This window comes from Pseudomonas mediterranea CFBP 5447 (assembly GCF_000774145.1).
Lineage (GTDB): Bacteria > Pseudomonadota > Gammaproteobacteria > Pseudomonadales > Pseudomonadaceae > Aquipseudomonas > Aquipseudomonas mediterranea.
On sequence record NZ_KN322987.1, the window covers coordinates 183,930 to 198,216 of the forward strand.

Here is a 14,287-nt window from a genome sequence, read left to right on the forward strand (position 1 = left end):
GAAGATGCAGCAGGCCCAGAGCGAAGGCGTGGTAAGCGCGATGTCCCAGGCAACGGATGTCGAGCAAGTGGCTCAGGAACTGGCGCGGCAGTTGCTGCATCCGTACCTGGGCTTCGTGTTGTTTTTCTGTTCCGCCGAATACGATCTGCCGGCCCTTGGCCAGGCACTGTCCCAGAGCTTCGGCGGGATTCGCCTGGTGGGTTGCACCAGCGCCGGGGAAATCACCGCCCAGGGTTATGGTCGCAACTGCGTGACCGCGGTGGGGTTCGACCACCGGCACTTTTCCATTGCCGCCGAGTTGATCGGTGAAATGGGCGACTTCAGCCTGATCGACGCCCAGCAGATGGTCGAACGCCTGGCGAGCGGCTGCCGCAGTAATGCCCTGGCACCGATCAAGGGCCACAGCTTCGCACTGACCCTGCTCGACGGCCTCTCCAGCCGCGAAGAGATGGTGCTCGCGGCGTTGAGTGCCGCCCTGGGCGACATCCCGCATTTTGGCGGTTCGGCCGGCGACGATAACTACCTGACCCACACCCACGTGTACTTCGAAGGCCAGTTCCACAGCGGCGCGGCCGTGGTGGTGCTGATCAATACCTGGCTGGAATTCGAGGTGTTCACCACTCATCACGTCCTGCCCCGGGAAGAGAAACTGGTGGTGACCGGCGCCGACAGCACTTCGCGCCGGGTCTATGAACTCAATGCCGAACCGGCCGCCGAGGAATACGCGCGGCTTATCGGCGTGCCGGTGAGCGCCCTCGACTATCGGGTGTTCGCCGCCCATCCGTTGGCGGTGCGCATCAACGACCAGTACTACGTGCGGGCCGTCCAACAGGTGCACCCGGACCTGAGCCTGAGTTTCTACTGCGCGGTGGAGAACGGCATCGTCCTCACGGCCATGACCCCGGGGCCCTTGCTGAACAACCTGGAAAACCTCTTCGACGGCTTGCAGGCGCGTCTCGGCGATCTGTTGCTGACCATCGGCTGCGACTGTTTCCTCAGGCGCCTGGAGCTGGAAGACCGCGGTGGCCTGGAACAGATCGGCCAGTTCCTGCGCAAACAACGGGTGATGGGGTTCAACACCTATGGAGAACAGTTCAATGGCATGCACATCAACCAGACCTTTACCGGAGTTGCCATTGCCCGACATCGCGTCCCCGGCCATCGCTGATCTGCAGGCGCAGATTGCCGGACTGCAGCACGAAAACCGCAAGTTGCGGCGCATCAATGCAGCGCTGATCGAACGGGTGGAGTCCGGCGTGACCCGGGGCAGCGACCCGTATGCGGCGTTCCAGCATTCGGTGGTGCTGGCCGAGCAGGTGCGCGAACGCACCGATGCGTTGAACCAGGCCATGGCCGAGCTCAAGGCCGGCAATCATTTACTCGGTGAGGCTCGGCTGCGGGCGGAAACGGCCCATCGGCACCTGATCGACGCCATCGAGAGCATTTCCGATGCATTCGTGCTGTTCGACGCGCAACAGCGCATTGTCCTGTTCAACAGCCGCTTCAAGGCATTCTGGGCCCACAGTCGGGTGCGCATCATGGCCGGGATGCGCCTGGGCGAAGTCAAGCGCCTGATGACCGCCAACGGACTGTTCAGCGAGGAAAACCGCGGCCAGGATGACGAGCATGTGCTGTACCGCTTGCAGAACGGTCGCTGGTTGCAGGTCAGCGAGCGGCCGACCCAGGAGGGTGGGCGGGTGATCCTGTTCACCGACATCACCGACGTCAAGCTCAGTGAGACCGTGCGCCGCGAGCAGGCCATCGCGCAGAAGTCCCACCTGTTGCAGCGCGCGGTGGACAACCTCTCCCAGGGCGTGGCGATGGTCAACGCCCAGGGCGTGCTGGAGTTGTGGAACCGGCGCTTCCTGGAGCTCAGCGGCCTGGCTCCGGTGGCGGCTCACCGGCCGTTCAACGAAGTGATTGCCGACAGCGAACTGCAACTGTTGACCCCGGCCAGCCGTGACAGCAACGGTCGGTTGATTCATGAACGCGAGCAGCGCCTCTCCGATGGCCGGGTCCTGGAAATCCGCACCCATCCGCTGCCCACCGGTGGCTACGTCAACACCTTCACCGACATCACCGAGCGCTACCAGCACGCCGAGGCGTTGAGCGAAAGCGAGCGCTGGATCCGCCTGATTACCGACCATGTGCCGGCACTGATCGCCTACCTCAATGCCGACCTGGTCTATGAATTCACCAACAAGGTCTACGAACAGTGGTATTGCTGGCCCCGTGGCGTGATGCTCGGCCAGAGCCTGCGCGAAGCCCACAGCGAGCAGCATTACCAGCGCCTGGAAGCCTACGTGGCCCGGGCCCTCGCCGGGGAGAGCGTGACGTTCGAGTTCGCCGAAACCAACATCAACAACCAGGAACGCTACATGTTGCGTTCCTACGTGCCGAACCGCCTGGCCAATGGCGAGGTGGTGGGGATCTTCGTGCTGATCCGCGACATCACCGAACGGCGCCGCACCGCCGAGGCGCTGCACCAGGCCTATCAGAACCTGGAACAGCGGGTCCAGGAGCGCACGGCGGAACTGACCACGCTCAACGAACAGCTGTTGCGCGAGATCGACGAGCGCAGCCGCGTGGAACTGCGCCTGCGTGAAGCCAAGCGCGAGGCCGAGCAGGCCAACCTGTCGAAGACCAAGTTCCTGGCGGCAGTCAGCCACGATCTGCTGCAGCCGCTCAACGCCGCACGATTGTTCACCAGTGCCTTGCTCGAACGGCGTGAGCCGGTGGCGAATGCGCACCTGGTGCGCAACGTCAGCAACTCCTTGCAGGACGTGGAGAACCTGCTGGGTACCCTGGTGGACATCTCCAAGCTCGATGCCGGGGTGATCAAGGCGGACATTGCGCCGTTCGCCCTCAGCGAGTTGCTCGGCAACCTGGCCGCCGAATACGCCCAGGTCGCCCGCAGTGAAGGGCTGGCGCTGCGCTTCGTGCCGTGTTCGGTGCTGGTACGCAGTGATATGCAACTGCTCGCCCGGATCCTGCGCAACCTGCTGAGCAATGCCATCCGCTACACCCCCAGCGGTCGGGTGGTGTTGGGGTGCCGGCGCCAGGGGCAGCGGGTGTCGATCCAGGTCTGGGACTCCGGCATCGGCATTGCCGAAGATCGCCTGGAGGAGATATTCCAGGAGTTCAAGCGCGGCGATGTGCAGCGTCCCGACCAGGATCGCGGGTTGGGCCTGGGCCTGGCGATTGTCGAGAAGATCGCCGGGATCCTCGGCCACCGGGTCCAGGTGCGCTCGTGGCCGGGCAAAGGCTCGATGTTCGCCATCGACGTACCGCTGAGCGCCACTGCGCCCAAGCCGGTGCCGTGCGTGGACATGAGCGAGCCGATGCTCGAGCGCTTGCGCGGAGCGCGGATCTGGGTGCTGGATAACGACGCGGCGATCTGCGCGGGTATGCGTACGTTGCTGGAAGGCTGGGGCTGTCGGGTCGTCACCGCGCTGTCGGAGCAGGACCTGGCGCGCCAGGTGGACACCGATCACGCCGAGGTGGACCTGTTGATCGCCGACTATCACCTGGACAACGACCAGAACGGCGTTGACGCCGTGGCCCGGATCAACGCCCGTCGCCGCTCAGCGATCCCGGCAATGCTGATCACCGCCAACTACAGCAACGAACTCAAGCAGCAGATCCGCGAGCGCGGGCACACCCTGATGCACAAGCCGGTGCGGCCGATGAAACTGAAGATTGCGATGAGTCATTTGCTGGCTCGTTCCGACAATCATTGAACTGGACACTTTGTGGCGAGGGGATTTATCCCCGCTGGGGCGCGAAGCGGCCCTAAAACCTGACAACTCGCTATGCCAGACAGAATCAGGGGGCCGCTTCGCAGCCCAGCGGGGATAAATCCCCTCGCCACAAAAAGCCAGGTTTCTGGCTAGAAAGCATCAACGCCGCAGATACGCCCCGAAATCAATATCCCCCGCGCTGAGAATCGCCTGCACCCGGTTGTGCACGTTGAGTTTGCGCAGTATCGCCGAGACGTGGGCCTTGACCGTGGTTTCGGCGATGTCGAGGGTGTAGGCGATCTGCTTGTTCGATTCGCCCTTGGTCATGCGCTCGAGCACCAGCAGTTGCTTGCGGGTCAGGGCCTGGAGCAGTTCGGGCGGGAAGGCCGGGGTTTCGTTCAGGCGGCGGCCTACCGGGTTCTTCTGGGTGCGGATGATGTCCGGTGGCAGGTACACGTTGCCGTTGAGGATCTGCTCGATGGCGTCGGTCATCTGCGAGCGCGGCGAGGATTTGGTGATGAACCCCACCGCGCCGTAGGTGATGGCCTGCAGGACAATCTGCTTGTCCTGCTCGGCGGAGACGATCACCACGGGAATGGTCGGGGCCTCGTTGCGCAGGTTGATCAGGCCATTGAGGCCGTGCATGCCGGGCATGTTCAGGTCCAGCAGGATCAGGTCCAGGTCGTCGTGCTCGGCGGTGAGGGCCAGGGCACTGTCCAGGTCGGCGGTTTCCATGACCTCGCTGCCAGGAAAGCCGTCGCTGATGACGTTATGGATGGCTTCGCGAAACAGTGGGTGATCGTCGGCTATCAGGATTTTATACATGGCCATTCACCTCATTATTGTGTTGGGGCTGGAGCAGTTGCACGCACGTTCAAGATCAGGGAAAAGGTTCAGGCCGCGCCGCTTGCAGGGGCAGGTGGGCAGCCTCCCAGGCATCGACGCCGTCGCGGTACCAATACAGATGCTTATAGCCCATGGCTGCGGCGCGTTTTACCGCGTTCCAGCTCAGCCAGCAATCGGAGCGGCAATAAAAGACCAAAGGTTGCTCCGCGCGCCCGGCGGTGGCCTGGCGCAGGTGGTAGGCGAGGTAGTCCTGCCAGGTCGGGTCGAGCTCGCCATCGCCGGTATTGGCCAGCCAGAGGCTGCCGGGGAGGTTGGCATGGGGTTCGTTGTCGATGAAGCGTCCCTGGACCCAGGGTCGACGGTAGACGTCGATCAGCACCGGGGCGGGTGTCTGTTCGAGCAATTGCTGCAACGCCGGGGTATCGACTGTCCGGGCGCCTTCCACTGTGTCGGGCGTGGGGCTGCGATACCGGTCGATGCGATAACCTTGGGGGGAAAACAGTGCCGTGTCGGCCAGCGCGACATTCATCGACAGGCCCAGCAGGACGACCGCCAGTAAACGGAGCATGGGATTGATCCTTGTTGTTATGCGTCCATTACATGACAGGGTCGCGATCTTGGGAATGCGACCATGGACAGGGAAACCAGTACTAAAGTCGTAATTTCAGTCGTGCACGCCGCCGATCCTGTGGGAGCGAGCCTGCTCGCGATAGCGGTGGATCAGTCGGTGAGCATGTGACTGAAGCACCGCCATCGCGAGCAGGCTCGCTCCCACAGTGGGTTCACTTTCGAGAGGTATATTGAGGTTGGCTCAGCCCGCCTTGCGCAGCGCCGCATGCTGCGGGTTGAAGGTCCATACTGCCGCCAGGGCGAACACCAGGGTCAACCCAACGCACACCGTCATCGCCAGCAGGTTGAACTGTCCATACAAGGCATACCGCACCAGTTCCACGCCGTGGGTGAACGGGTTCACCGCGCACAGCCAGTACAGCCACGGGCTGGCTTCGAGCATCTTCCACAGCGGATACAGCGCAGAAGACAGGAAGAACATCGGGAAGATCACGAAATTCATCACCCCGGCGAAGTTCTCCAGTTGCAGGATCGCGTTGGAAAGCAGCAAGCCCAGGGCGCTGAGCATCAGCGCCACCAGCAACAGCGCCGGCAGCGCCAACAACAACCCTATGGCCGGCGGCTGTACGCCATACAGCCAGGCAATGGCGAGGAAGGCGTAGACCTGCAGCAACGAGATCAACGACGTCGCCAGCAGTTTGCTCGCGAGCAGGAAGGCCCGGGGCAGAGGGCTGGTCAGCAGCACCCGCATGCTGCCCATTTCCCGGTCGTAGACCATCGAGAGCGAACCCTGCATGCCGTTGAACAGCAGGATCATGCAGGCCAGCCCAGGCACGATGTACACCTCGTAGGGGATGTAGGTGTCATAGGGCGCAATGATCGCGATGCCCAGTGCCGCGCGAAAACCGGCGGCGAACACCAGCAGCCACAGCAGCGGACGGACCAGGGCGCTCAGCAGCCGTGTGCGCTGCAAGACGAAGCGCAGCCATTCGCGCATGACGATGCCGCTGAAACATTGCCAATACGCGTTCATGCCTGGGCTCCCGAAGTGGTCAAGCGGGTGAAGGCCGAACCCAGGGTGCCGCCGTGTTCCAGGCTCACGGCCTCGGCGCGGCCGCTGGCGACCAGGCGCCCCTGGTGCACGATCAGCAGATCGTCGCAGGGTTGTACTTCATCCAGCAGGTGGGTGGTCCAAAGCACGCTGATGCCCTGTTCGTCGCACAGTTGACGGATGTGCCGGCCCAGGGCCTGGCGGCTGGCCGGGTCGAGGCCGACGCTGGGCTCGTCCAGCAGCAACAGCCGGGGTTCGTGCAACAGGGCCCGGGCGATTTCCACCCGGCGACGATGCCCTCCGTTGAGATCGCGGACCCGTTCATGGCGACGCTCGGTCAACTGTTGCCGGGCCAGCTCTGCGTCGATCCGGGCCATCCCTTCGCGCCGCGACAAACCGTGCAAGGCGAGGTGATAGCGCAGGTTCTGTTCGACACTCAGGTCCAGGTCCAGGGTGCTTTGCTGGAACACCACGCCCAGCTGCTGCAGGGCCGGCCGTGGCGAATGCTGCAAGGAGTGGCCGCCGACACGGATCTCGCCACGCTGCACATCGTAGAGGCGCGTGAGCAGGGCGATCAGCGTCGATTTGCCGGCACCGTTAGGGCCCAGCAGCGCGGCGAAGCGTCCGGCGGCGACGTTGAAGCTCATCTGCTTGAGGGCTTCGCGCGGCCCGTAGGCAAAGCTCAGGTCGCTGACCTCCAGAGCGTTCATGGCGTCACCACCACGCCCCAGGGGTAGCGCCCGACCTTCACCGACTTGAGCACCTTGCGGCTCTGCACGTCGATCACCGAGACATCGCCGCTGACGCCGTTGGTGGCCAGCAACTGGCGCTGGTCCGGGGTAAATGCCAACTGCCAGACCCGGCGCCCTACCAGCAGGTAATCCAGGACCTCGAAGGTCTTGGCGTCGATCACTGCCACATGGTTGGCCGGGCCCAGGGCGACAAAGGCCAACTGGCCGTCGGCACTGAGCTTGATGCCCACCGGCTGGACCTTGTCCGGATGAACGCCCTTGATCTGGAAGGTCAGGGTCTTGAGCACCTTGCGCGTGGCGACATCGAGAATCGTCACGGTGCCGCCGATCTCCGCCGAGGCCCAGAGCTGGCTGCCGTCGCGATTGAACTCGACGAAGCGCGGTCGCTGATCCACCAGCGTGCTGTCGGCCAGGGTCTGCGTGCTGGTGTCGATCCAGTGCAGCATGTTGGTGGTTTCACTGGTATTGACCGTCCACTTGCCGTCGGGGCTGACGGCCATGCCTTCGGGCTCGACACCGACGCCGATCTGGCCCAGCACTTCGGAGGTCTGGGTGTCGATGACGGTCACCAGGGCGTCGTCTTCGTTGGAGACGTAGAGCCAGCGGTCGTTGGGGTGCAGGGCAAACTGCTCCGGGTCCTTGCCGGAGGGCAGTTCCTTGATGATCTTGCGGGTGGCGACGTCCATCACCTGGACCCGGTCCGAATCGCTGGCGCAGATGTACAGCAGGCGATTGTCGTGGGACAGCAGCAGACCCCGCGGACGCTGGCCCACCGGCAGGGTTTCCACCACTTCCAGGCTCTGCATGTCGATCAGGCTCAGGCTGTTGTCTTTCTCGTTCGAAACCCAGGCGGTGCTGGCGGCGGCAGGGCCGGTGGCGAGCAGCACCGCGCCGAGGGCGAGCACCTGGCGCAGCAGGATCGGTTGGAACAGCGGGCGGCGCATGGCGGTTTTCCTTATTGTTGTTGTCGATCAGGGGTAGCGGCAGCTCACTTCGGGCCGGTCGTAGCCCAGGCTGTCCATTTCGTTGCTGGGGTGCAGGAAACCGTCCTGGGGCGAAGTGCTGACCAGGGCCCGTGGCTGGACCAGGGGAATCGGTTGGCGCAGTTGTCCATTCCAGGGGCGATAACTGAGCTTGCGACCCTTGAAGCCGTCCAGCGGCAACTGATCGCTCAAGGCCAGTTGGTGGATGGCGAACGGGTCGGCCTGGCGCAGTTTGCTCACTGCGCTGGCGACGCTGCGCACGGCGATCCAGGCGGCGAAATCACGGTCGTTCATCCAGCGTCCGGCCAGGGCTTCGAAGCGCTTTTGCAACTGCGCCGCGCCGTAGGTTTCCACGGTCTTGTGCCAGCCGGTGGGGGTCAGCCCCTGGGTGCCGGCCACCGGACGCGGGTACCAGGTCTGGTAGGGCAGGTACTCGCCGAAGTCGCCACGCTCATCGGCCACCAGCACCACGTCGTATTCGGCGGTCTGGGTGAACAGCGGCATGTCGGCCTGGGCACTGCGGCGCTGGTCGTTGTCGAACTGCCAGGTCTTCTCGGCCACGGTCTTCAGGCCGAAGCGTTTCATGGCCCGGCGCAGGGCGTCGGCATAGGCCTGGTCCTCGGGCGTCTGCCCGACGATCAGCAGCGCTTTCTGCCATTTGCGCACGACGCTGAATTGCACCAGGGCATCGGCGAGCATGGCCCGGTCGGGCAGGCTGTGCAGGACGTTGCCCAGGCAGTCGGTGGTGCGCAGGCTGTCGTCGGGGCTGCCGGCATTGAACAGCAGGCTGTCGGGCAGGGCGGCGCTGAGCTGGCGCAGGCTGGCGGCGGGGGCATTGACCACGAACAGCCGCAGGCCCTGTTCATGCTGGGCACGGGCGGCCTGGAGCAAGGCTTCGGGGCTGTCGACGCTGGCGCTTTCCAGGCGGTAATCCTGCTTGAGAAAACGTCCGGTGCTGTTGCTGTCGATGATCGCCAGTTCGGCGCCGCGCAAGCCCGCGTCGGCAGGCTCGACAATGACGTTGGACAGCAGCGGCCCCGGATCGGGACGGTATCCCAGGTAACCGATGCGCACCTGCAACGGCATCGCCTCCTCGGCCTGGGCGGTGATGGCTGTCATCAGAGCGATCAAGGTGAAACTGACGAGCCGGCGCATAACACCTCCATTGCGGGTGGCGCCAGCATAGGAAGCCCTTGGTCAGGGGGAAATATGCAGAAAGTACCGCCGGGGCAGTACCAAGGTAGTAGCTCGCCGTCGACGTCGGGGTTTTAGGATGCAGACCATCGTCATTCATCAGGGAGCGGACAGACCGTGCAGACTTTCAAGGCCTTGCTGCTGCCGTTGTTGCTGATCCTGAGCTTGATTGGGGTCGATCGATTGTCCGGCGGTCACCGCGGCCCCCCTGTGGGAGCGAGCCTGCTCGCGATAGCGGTGGTCCAGCCGGCAGAAAGGTTGGATGTGCCGCCGTCATCGCGAGCAGGCTCGCTCCCACAAGGGCTTTGTGTCGATGCCGTGATGGGCTGTTGAGCATGTCGGCCCTGTGGCGGATCAATCTGTGGGTGACGGCCTTCTTCGGCCTGGTCACGCTGGCCTGTGGGGGCTTGCTGCTGCATCAGGCCATGACCGACGTAAAGCGCGAGCTGCAATCGGCCGGTTCCGTGGTGCAATACCTGCGCGAAACCGCCGAGCGCGATCCGACCAGCCTCCAGGAGCGCCTGACCGGCAGCCTGCGCCATGTGCGGGTGCGCTGGTTGGCACCGGGGGAGCACCTGCCGACGGCTGTCGACAGTGGACTGAAGGCCTGGCTTGGCCATCAACTGCTCGTCGGTGGTCCGACGCCTCAGGTGGTCGGCCTGCGGGATGGTCGTCGGGCCTGGATTGCCGTCGACCCGCGGGACGAAATCGAGGAAATCCTCGATTCGCTGGTGCAACTGCTGGGCGTCTGCGCCATGGCCCTGCTGGCCAGTCTGTTGGTGATCCGCTGGGCGGTGCGCCGGGGCATGGGGTTGCTGGATGAACTGCTCGAAGCGTTGTGCCAGGTATCGGCCGGCGATCTGCGGGTGCGTCTGCCTACCGAAGGCATTCCGGAAGCGCGGCAACTGGCCGGGCACTTCAACCGGATGACCGCCGCCCTGGCCCGGTCCCAGGCCGATAACACCCGACTCACCCAGGCGCTGTTGGCTGTCCAAGAGCAGGAGCGCACCCACTTGGCCCAGGCCCTGCACGATGACCTGGGCCAATACGTCGCCGGCATCCGCGCCCGGGCCTGCCTGCTGCGGCTGGTCACCGAACAGCCATCGGTACTGGAGCAGACGGTCAGCCAGCTCGAAGAGCACTGCGAGCACTTGCAGCAAGGCTTTCGGGCGTTGGTGCACGACCTGTACCCGGTGGTGTTGCAGCACTTGCCCCTGGACGAAGCCATCGGATTGTTGGCGCGGCAATGCCAGGACACCCACGGCATCGCCTGCGAGTTGCGGATCGATGCCGCCTTGCCGCCGCTGTCCGGGCCAGACAAGACCCAGCTGTATCGCCTGGTCCAGGAGGCACTGACCAACGTGGCCCGGCATGCCAGCGCCACCCGGGTACGGATCCGCCTGCGCCAGCGCGGCGGACGCTTGCGGTTGCTGGTGCGCGACAACGGCTTGGGGGCGAAGCAGCCGCCCCGACCGGGTGTCGGCCTGCATTCGATGTCCGAACGGGCGCGCAGCCTGGGCGGCGAACTGCGTGTCATCTGCCGCCCCGGAGCCGGCTGGGCGCTGGCGGTGAATATCCCCCTGGAGGCGCGATGAACATTTTGTTGGTGGATGACCATGCAGTGGTCCGGCAGGGCTTCGCCAGCCTGCTGCGGGCCTTGATGCCTGATCTGCAAGTCCGCGAAGCGGCCACGGGTGAAGAGGCGCTGAGCCAGGTACAGGAACAGGTGCCGCACCTGGTGATCATGGATTTCGGCCTGCCCGGCATCAGTGGCCTGGAAACCACCCGGCGCCTGCGCCAACGCCTGCCGCAACTGCGTGTGCTGTTCTTCAGCATGCACGACGAACTACCGTTGGTGCGTCAGGCGCTGGACGCTGGCGCCGCGGGTTACCTGACCAAGAACTCGGCGCCCCAGGTACTGGTGGAGGCGGTGCGACGGGTACTGGCCGGCCATGCCTATATCGAACAGTCCCTGGCGACCCAACTGGCTTGTGCCAGCTCCCGGCACGATGCCGACCCACGCCTGCAATGCATGACCCAGCGCGAGCTGGAAATTTTCGTCATGCTCGCCAAGGGCACCCCCGCCCGTACCATCGCCGAGCAACTGTGCATCAGTGCCAAGACCGTCTCCAACCACCTGACGCTGCTCAAGAGCAAGCTGCAGGTCAGCTCCCATGCCGAGCTGGTGCATCTGGGGATCGATATGGGCGTGGTGCGGGTGGCGGGATGAAGCGCGAGTAGCCCTGTGGCGAGGGAGCTTGCTCCCCCTGGGCTGCGTAGCAGCCCCGAAGCGGCCCCTCACCAGCCGACCCCGCCAACCTGGCCCCATTGAGTTGGCAGGTTTTGGGGCCGCTTCGCGCCCCAGCGGGAGCAAGCTCCCTCGCCACAGGGTGCTGTCGATTACTGTTCCCAGCTGGCCGGGCAACCCGTGCAGCCCTCCATGTTCGCGCCCTGGAAATTCCCGTAGTGCTGACGTGATCCGCTCAGGTTGGCCTGTTCCAGGTTGCTTTCCCCCAGCTTGGCTTCCTGTAGGTTGGCGTCCCGCAGGTCGGCGCCCTTGAGGTCGGCCTTGCTCAGCCAGGCCATTTCCAGGTCGGCGGCTTGCAGATTGGCAGCGTGCAGGCGCGCGCCGGACAGTCGGGAAAATTGCAGGTACGCGGCGCTCAGGTCGGCGCCCTGGAACTGTGCGCCCTGGGCGAACAGCCCCCAGGCCTGGGCAGCCTTGAGGGTGGCGTTGGTCAGGTCGGCCAGGCGCAGGTTGCTTTGTTGCAGGCTGGCGCGGGTCAGGTTGGCGCCTTGCAGACGGGCTTTCTCAAGATTCGCCAGGTCCAGCCGCGCATGGCGCAGATCGGCACCTCGCAGGTCCGCGCCGCTGAGGTTCATCTTGCGCAGGTCCTGGTTCGCCAGTTGGGCACCTCGCAGATCGACGCCGGGGCATTGGCTGGATTCGGCAATGACGCAGCCGTTGAGGGTCAGGGGGGCTTCGGTGTCGTCGGCGTGGGCGCTGAAGACGAGCAGCACCCATGCCAGGGGCAGGTAGTTCATGGCAGTAGACTCGGTCGACCCTGTGGGAGCGAGCCTGCTCGCGATTCGGTGTGTCAGTCGACATCTATTCAGGCTGACACGCCGCTTCGCGAGCAGGCTCGCTCCCACAGGGGAATTGGGTTGAGGTTTTGAGGGGGGCGCGCTATTTCTGCGCCGTGGCCTTGTCCCAGCCCGGGATCTTGAACACCCAGAACGAGCCGCCCTGTGCCACCGGCTTGGTCAGCTCCGCCATGTCGCCGCCCCACAACGGCACGGCACCGCCGTAACCGACGGTCACGCCGATGTACTGCTCGCCGTCCTGTTCCCAGGTGATGGGCGGGGAGACGATGCCGCTGCCGGTCTGGAATTTCCACAGCTCCTTGCCGGTCCTGGCATCGAACGCCTTGAAGAAGCCGTCACCGGTGCCGGTGAACACCAGGTTGCCCTTGGTCGCCAGTACGCCGGCCCACAATGGCAACGGCTCCTTGTGCTCCCAGACCACCTTGCCGGTGCTGGGGTTCATCGCTCGCAGGCTGCCGACGTGATCGTCGTACATGCGCTTGATGCGGAAGCCCATGCCGAGGTAGGCCGAACCCTTCTTGTAGTTCACTTCCTCGGTCCAGTATTCCTCTTTCCACTGGTTGCCCGGGACGTAGAACAACCCGGTGTCCTGGCTGTACGCCATGGGGTTCCAGTTCTTGCCGCCCAGGAACGGCGGCGAGACTTCCACCGGCTTGCCCCGGGTTTCGCCGGGCAATGGCTTGGCCGGACGCTGGCCGGGGTTCTCCACGGGGCGACCGGTCTTGAGATCGATGTGGCTGGCCCAGGTGATGTTGTCGACGAAGGGGAACGCGTTCTGCAGCTTGCCGTTGTTACGGTCCACGACGTAGAAGAAGCCGTTGCGGTCGGCATGGGCGGTGGCCTTGATGACCTTGCCGTCCTTGTCCTTGTAGTCGAACAGCACCAGCTCGTTGTTGCCGGAGAAATCCCAGGCATCGTTGGGCGTGTGCTGGTAGAACCATTTCACTTCGCCCGTGCTCGGGTCGACGCCCACCTGGCCGGAGGTGTAGAGGCTGTCATAGTCGTGGGGGTTGCCATCCTTGGCCGTCCGGGCCCAGGTGTTCCAGGGTCCGGGGTTGCCCGCGCCGACGATGATGGTGTTGGTCTCGGGGTCGAAACTGGCGCTCTGCCAGGGCGCGCCGCCGCCGTGGCTCCAGGCTTCGACCTTGCCCGTCTCGGTGGTCTTGTCGTCGGGCCAGGAGGGCGCCTTCACGTCGCCGGTGGGGGTGCTGTCCTTGCCGTTGAGGCGGCCCATGTGGCCCTCGACGAAGGGACGCATCCAGACTTCCTCGCCCGTCTCGGGATCGCGGGCGAACAACTGCCCGACCACGCCGAATTCATCGCCGGAGCTGCCGTGGATCAGCAGCACCTTGCCGCTGGTCTTGTCCTTGATCAGCACCGGGGCGCCGGTCATGGTGTAGCCGCCGGCGTGATCGCCGAACTTCTTGTTCCATACGACCTTGCCGGTGTTTTTGTCCAGGGCGACCACGCGCGCATCGAGGGTGCCGAAGTAGATCTTGTCGCCATAGATGGCCGCGCCGCGATTGACCACGTCGCAGCACGGGCGAATGTTGTCCGGCAGCCGATGGTTGTAGGTCCACAGACGCTTGCCGGTCTTGGCGTCGAGGGCGAACACCCGCGAGTAGGAACCGGTGACGTAGACCACGCCGTCACTGACGATGGCCTGGGACTCCTGGCCGCGCTGCTTCTCGTCACCGAATGAGTAGGACCAGGCTGGAGTCAGCTTGAACACGTTCTTGTCGTTGACCTGGGCCAGCGGGCTCCAGCGCTGGGCGTTGGTGCCCATGCCGTATTGGAGCACGTCCTTGGTGGTCAGGTGATCGTTGGCGATGTCTTCCCAACTGACCCCCGGCGCTGCGGCGCTGGCCAAGGGGCTCAGCGACAGACTGCCGGCCAGCAGCAAGGCAACGGTCAGGGAGGAGAGGGCGGGTAGCGTTTTTATTCTCATGGTGGCAGTTCCCAGTGAAAGGTTTAGGCCCGACTAGGTTGGGTCGCGCCGGGGCTCGCCGATACGGAAAAAGTCCCGCCTTTGCCGGGAAGACTTCC

At 64.5% G+C, this 14,287-nt stretch carries 12 protein-coding genes; 4 read left to right on the plus strand and 8 right to left on the minus strand.

Annotated elements, in window-relative coordinates; genetic code table 11:
- Positions 1-4: 4 nt before the first annotated feature.
- Together nosP and nahK are read left to right on the plus strand one after the other, a co-directional pair.
- Entirely contained in the window at positions 5-1,168 is a 1,164-nt protein-coding gene (gene nosP, locus N005_RS21015; protein WP_047702948.1) for a nitric oxide-sensing protein NosP, read from the plus strand.
- A complete protein-coding gene (gene nahK / locus N005_RS21020) occupies positions 1,098-3,740 on the plus strand; it encodes a hybrid sensor histidine kinase/response regulator NahK/ErcS' (protein ID WP_081993306.1) in 2,643 nt (880 codons plus the stop codon). Before nosP ends, nahK begins: the two co-directional genes overlap by 71 nt.
- A 159-nt stretch (positions 3,741-3,899) precedes the next feature.
- On the opposite strand, the gene N005_RS21025 is transcribed toward nahK, so the two are convergent.
- From N005_RS21025 to N005_RS21050, 6 genes are all read right to left on the minus strand, one after another.
- Positions 3,900-4,565: a response regulator transcription factor gene (locus tag N005_RS21025; RefSeq protein ID WP_041021386.1), complete on the minus strand. Its 666-nt coding sequence runs from the start codon at positions 4,563-4,565 to the stop codon at positions 3,900-3,902.
- A 55-nt stretch (positions 4,566-4,620) separates the two neighbouring features.
- Positions 4,621-5,154, minus strand: coding sequence for a PQQ-dependent catabolism-associated CXXCW motif protein (locus tag N005_RS21030; protein ID WP_047702950.1), 534 nt, complete (start codon positions 5,152-5,154; stop codon positions 4,621-4,623).
- Between the two features lie 243 nt (positions 5,155-5,397).
- Complete coding sequence (locus tag N005_RS21035) at positions 5,398-6,189, minus strand: ABC transporter permease (RefSeq protein WP_047702951.1); 792 nt, start codon at positions 6,187-6,189, stop codon at positions 5,398-5,400.
- On the minus strand, positions 6,186-6,917 hold the full coding sequence (locus N005_RS21040) for an ABC transporter ATP-binding protein (RefSeq protein WP_047702952.1): 732 nt from the start codon (positions 6,915-6,917) through the stop codon (positions 6,186-6,188). The genes N005_RS21035 and N005_RS21040 overlap by 4 nt, the downstream gene beginning before the upstream one ends.
- A complete protein-coding gene (locus N005_RS21045; RefSeq protein ID WP_047702953.1) occupies positions 6,914-7,903 on the minus strand; it encodes a YVTN family beta-propeller repeat protein in 990 nt (329 codons plus the stop codon). The genes N005_RS21040 and N005_RS21045 overlap by 4 nt, the downstream gene beginning before the upstream one ends.
- 27 nt (positions 7,904-7,930) lie before the next feature.
- Positions 7,931-9,097, minus strand: coding sequence for an ABC transporter substrate-binding protein (locus N005_RS21050; protein WP_047702954.1), 1,167 nt, complete (start codon positions 9,095-9,097; stop codon positions 7,931-7,933).
- A 374-nt stretch (positions 9,098-9,471) separates the two neighbouring features.
- Here N005_RS21050 and N005_RS21055 point away from each other — a divergent pair, with 374 nt between their 5' ends.
- Both N005_RS21055 and N005_RS21060 read left to right on the plus strand, forming a co-directional pair.
- Positions 9,472-10,731, plus strand: a complete 1,260-nt coding sequence (locus N005_RS21055) for a sensor histidine kinase (protein ID WP_047702955.1) — start codon at positions 9,472-9,474, stop codon at positions 10,729-10,731.
- The gene (locus tag N005_RS21060) at positions 10,728-11,366 is read left to right on the plus strand and encodes a response regulator (protein ID WP_047702956.1); all 639 of its coding nucleotides are present in this window, start codon (positions 10,728-10,730) and stop codon (positions 11,364-11,366) included. The genes N005_RS21055 and N005_RS21060 overlap by 4 nt, the downstream gene beginning before the upstream one ends.
- 170 nt (positions 11,367-11,536) lie before the next feature.
- Here N005_RS21060 and N005_RS21065 read toward each other — a convergent pair whose 3' ends face one another.
- Both N005_RS21065 and exaA read right to left on the minus strand, forming a co-directional pair.
- Complete coding sequence (locus N005_RS21065) at positions 11,537-12,181, minus strand: pentapeptide repeat-containing protein (protein WP_047702957.1); 645 nt, start codon at positions 12,179-12,181, stop codon at positions 11,537-11,539.
- A 142-nt stretch (positions 12,182-12,323) separates the two neighbouring features.
- Positions 12,324-14,189, minus strand: a complete 1,866-nt coding sequence (gene exaA, locus N005_RS21070; protein ID WP_047702958.1) for a quinoprotein ethanol dehydrogenase — start codon at positions 14,187-14,189, stop codon at positions 12,324-12,326.
- Positions 14,190-14,287 lie beyond the last annotated feature (98 nt).

Coding starts and splice junctions, on each gene's coding strand:
- nosP (WP_047702948.1), top strand. CDS start 5: ATGCAGCAGGCCCAGAGCGAAGGCGTGGTAAGCGCGATGTCCCAGGCA.
- nahK (WP_081993306.1), top strand. CDS start 1,098: ATGGCATGCACATCAACCAGACCTTTACCGGAGTTGCCATTGCCCGAC.
- N005_RS21025 (WP_041021386.1), bottom strand. CDS start 4,565: ATGTATAAAATCCTGATAGCCGACGATCACCCACTGTTTCGCGAAGCC.
- N005_RS21030 (WP_047702950.1), bottom strand. CDS start 5,154: ATGCTCCGTTTACTGGCGGTCGTCCTGCTGGGCCTGTCGATGAATGTC.
- N005_RS21035 (WP_047702951.1), bottom strand. CDS start 6,189: ATGAACGCGTATTGGCAATGTTTCAGCGGCATCGTCATGCGCGAATGG.
- N005_RS21040 (WP_047702952.1), bottom strand. CDS start 6,917: ATGAACGCTCTGGAGGTCAGCGACCTGAGCTTTGCCTACGGGCCGCGC.
- N005_RS21045 (WP_047702953.1), bottom strand. CDS start 7,903: ATGCGCCGCCCGCTGTTCCAACCGATCCTGCTGCGCCAGGTGCTCGCC.
- N005_RS21050 (WP_047702954.1), bottom strand. CDS start 9,097: ATGCGCCGGCTCGTCAGTTTCACCTTGATCGCTCTGATGACAGCCATC.
- N005_RS21055 (WP_047702955.1), top strand. CDS start 9,472: ATGTCGGCCCTGTGGCGGATCAATCTGTGGGTGACGGCCTTCTTCGGC.
- N005_RS21060 (WP_047702956.1), top strand. CDS start 10,728: ATGAACATTTTGTTGGTGGATGACCATGCAGTGGTCCGGCAGGGCTTC.
- N005_RS21065 (WP_047702957.1), bottom strand. CDS start 12,181: ATGAACTACCTGCCCCTGGCATGGGTGCTGCTCGTCTTCAGCGCCCAC.
- exaA (WP_047702958.1), bottom strand. CDS start 14,189: ATGAGAATAAAAACGCTACCCGCCCTCTCCTCCCTGACCGTTGCCTTG.